Origin of the sequence: Xanthomonas sp. SHU 166 (assembly GCF_000364685.1) — a bacterium.
Taxonomy (GTDB): domain Bacteria; phylum Pseudomonadota; class Gammaproteobacteria; order Xanthomonadales; family Xanthomonadaceae; genus Xanthomonas_A; species Xanthomonas_A sontii.
This window is the reverse complement of sequence record NZ_AQOJ01000480.1, coordinates 1-3,667: the sequence shown is the minus strand read 5'-3', so window position 1 is coordinate 3,667 and position 3,667 is coordinate 1. Positions and strand designations below refer to the sequence as shown.

Below are 3,667 nucleotides of genomic sequence, written 5' to 3'. Positions count from 1 at the left end.
CGGCGGCGAGGTTGCCGGCGGCGATCAGGCGGCCGCTGGCGCTGAGCGTGCCGTCGGCATGCAGGGTCAGCGCGCCACTGTTGCCGAGGCTGCCATCGGCGCGCACGCCGGCCGCGGCCACGCCGCCAATGACGACATCGCCGCCGCTCAGGCGCAGATTGCCGCTGGACAGGGTCTGCCCGGCGTTGTCGATGCGCTGGCCCTGCAGCGCGATGTCCGCGCCACTGACGGTGCCGTGCTGGAGCACGCTGGCGTCGCTGCCGAGCACGACCTGGTTGGCGTTGAGGGTGCCGGCCACGGTCAGGTCGCCGTGCGCCTGCAGTTGCAGCGTGGTCGCCGCGCTCAAGGCGCCGCTCTGGTTGAGCGCGCCGCCGGCCTGTGCGCTGAACCTGCCGGCCGAGGCCAGGGTGCCGCCCAGGTTCAGATCGCCCTGGCTGACCAGGGCCACGTCGCCGGTTTCGCTGCCGAGCTGGCCGCTGCTGGCGACGCTGGCTGCCTGCACACGCAAGGCGCTGCCGGCGATCAGGTCGCCGCGGTTGTCGACCGCACCGTTGGCGGTCAGCGCCAGGCGCTGCACGCCGTAGCTGCGGCCGGTCTGCTGCAGCGAACCGACGTCCAGCTGCAGGCGCTGGCGCGCACGCAGCGCGCCGGCGTTGCTGAGCAGGCCGCTCACGGTGAAGGTGGCGTTGCCCAGGGCAGCGAGCGTGCCGCTGCCGCTGTTGGTGGCACTGGCGGCGGTGAGGCTCAGGTCGCTGCCGGCGACCAGCTGGGCGGCGTTGGTGAGTGCGCCGGTGGCACGCAGGTCGAGCGTCGAAGCGGCCTGCACCAGGCCGCCGAGAGCGAGATCGCCGGTGCTGGTCATCGCCAGCGTGGTGCCGGCGTCGACGGTGCCCTGGCTGTCGATGGCCGCGCCGTTCAATTGCAGCGCGCCGGCGCTGTGCAGCACGCTCTGGCTGCCGCTGCGCAGGGTGCCGCCGGCCTGCAGGGTGGCGTCCCGGCCGGCGCTGACGCTGCCGTTCACCTGCAGATCGCGCTGCGCCTGCGCTTGCAGTTCCTGTGTGGTGGCGAGTTGCCCGCCCAGCGACAGGTCGCGCCCGGCGCGCAGGTCCAGCGCCTGCGCGCTGAGCGTGCCGGCCTGCAGCAGATCGCCCTGCGCCTGCGCGCTGAGTCCGGTGGCGGCGGCGACGGTGCCGCCCAACGTCAGGTCGCTCTGGCTGGTCAGCGTCACCTGGCCGCTCTGGCTGCCGAGTTGGCCGGTACTGGCGATGCGCGCGGCGTCGAGCTGCAGGTCGCGCTTGGCGATCAGCTCGCCCTGGCTGTCGATGGCGCCGCTGGCGCGCAGGCTCAGCGTGTCGCCAGCGTAGGCCTGGCCGCTGTGCTGCAGATCGCCGACCTGCAGGGTCATGGCCTGGCCGGACTGCAGGTTGCCGGCGTTGGCGAGGGTGCCGGCGGTGGTCAGGGCCAGCGCGCCCTTCGCGGCGAGGCTGCCGCCTTGGGCATTGGCGATGCCGGTGGCGGCGACGCTGAGGTCGCGGCCGGCCAGCACTTGCGCGGCATTGGTCAGCTGGGTGCCGGCGGCGAGCGCGACGTCGCGCCCGGCCTGGGCGACGCCGGCCACGGCCAGGGTGCCATCGCTGCGCAAGGCCAGATCGGTGGCGGCGTCGAGCGTGCCGCGGCTGTCGAGGCTGCCGCCTTGCAGGGTGATGGCGCCGGCCGTGCTCTGCAGCACCGCCGCATTGCCGGTGGCGACGCTGGCGCCTTGCAGTTGCAGATCGCCGCTGGTCAGGGCCTGGCCATCGATGCGCAGCGCGCGTTGCGCCTGCAGCGTGGCGTTGGTCGCGCTCTGCAACCCACCGGCGACGCCGACATCGCGTCCGCTCAGGGCGATCGCGCGCGCCTTGGCCACGCCGTCCAGGCGCAGGTCGCCCAGCGCGGTGGCGTTCAATGCCTGCGCGGCGATCACGCTGCCGCCCAATTGCAGGTCGCCCTGGCTGGTGAGCGTGACCTGTCCGTTCTGGCTGCCGAGCTGGCCGCTGCTGCTGAGGCTGCCCACGTCCACCAGCAGATCGCCACCGGCGATCACGTTGCCGCGGTTGTCCATCGCGCCGCTGCTGCGCAGCGTCAGTGCCTGGCCGGTGGAGAGCGTGCCGCCGTGCTGCACGCTGCCCGCCTGCAGTTGCAGCGATTGTTCGCCGCGCAGCAAGCCGGCGTTGTCGAGCAATCCATCGACGTGCAGATCCAGCCCGCGGCCGGCGGCCAGCGTGCCGGCAGCGCGGTTGACCGCGCTCGCCGCTTGCACCTGCAGATCGCGCCCGGCCACCACGCGGGCGCTGTTGTCGAACGCACCGGCGGCAGTCAGCAGCACGTCGTTGCCGCCCTGGGCGATGCCAGCCAGGCGCAGCGCGTCCTGGCTGTGCAGGGTCAGGTCGGTGCCGGCGTCGAGCGCACCCTGGCTGTCGATGCTGCCACCGTCCACGGCGATGGCCGCGGTGCTCTGCAGCACCGCGGCGCTGCCGGTGCCGACGCTGGCGCCGCGCAGCTGCACGCTGCCGCCGGCCAGCGCCTGCCCGTCCAGTTGCAGCGCGTGTTGCGCCTGCGCCTGCAGGGTCGACGCACTTTGCACCGTGCCGGCCATGCTCAGATCGCGCCCCGCCTCCAGTTGCACGGACTGCGCCTTGCTGGTGCCGGCGTGCAGCAGATCGCCCGCCGCCTGCAGGTGCAGCGCGGTGCCGGCGATCTGGGTGCCGGTCACTTGCAGATCGCCGGCGCTGACGACGCCGAGCTGTCCGTCCTGGCTGCCGAGCTGGCCGCTGCTGGCGACGCCGCCGGCGCTGATCGCCACATCGTGCTTGCCGATCAGGTCGCCGCTGTTGGTCAGTGCGGTGGCCGCCTGCACGGTCAAGGTATCGCCGGCATAGCTGCGGCCGCTCTGTTGCAGGCTGCCCACGTTCAAAGTCGCAGCCTGGCCGGCCTGTACCAGACCGGCGTTGTCGACGTTGCCCTGCACGTTGGCGTCGAGCGTCCCCTGCGCGAGCCACTGGCCTTGCGCCTGGTTGCGGGCGCTGGCGGCGGTGAGCTGCAGCGCGCGTCCGGCGAACACCTTGGCCTGGTTGTCGAGGGTGCCGCCGGCCAGCACCGCGACGTCGCGCCCGGCCTGGGCGATGCCGGCCAGGTGGATATCGCCCGTGCTGTGCAGGCGCAGATCCGTGCCCGCGTCCAACGCGCCCTGGCTGTCCAGCGCGGCGGTGTCCACCTGCAGGGCGGTGGCGCTCTGCAGGATGGCGCCGTTCCCCAGTGCGACGCTGGCGGCGTTGACGCCGACCGCGCCGCTCGCGCTGGCCTGGCCGTCCACGCGCAGCGCACGTTGCGCCTGCAGTTGCAGGGTGTCGGTGCTCTGCACCGTGCCGGCCACGCCCAGGCTGCCCGCGGCAGCGAGCTGCACGCCGGCCGCACGCAGGCTGCCGCGCTGCTGCAGATCGCCGAGCGCCTGCGCGTTCAAGGCGCCGGCAGCCACGACCACGCCGTCGAGTTGCACGTCGCCGCGGCTGTTCAGCACGACCTGACCGCGCTGGCTGCCGAGCTGGCCGCTGCTGGCGAGGCTGCCCACATCGAGCTGCACGTCGCCGCCGCCGACCAGGTCGCCCTGGTTGGCAACGGCACCATCGAC

Annotated in this window: 1 pseudogene; it reads right to left on the bottom strand. The window is 73.6% G+C overall.

Going from position 1 to position 3,667, the window contains the following annotated elements:
• Positions 1-3,667, bottom strand: a pseudogene (locus tag D180_RS12515) (filamentous hemagglutinin); the annotation flags it as partial.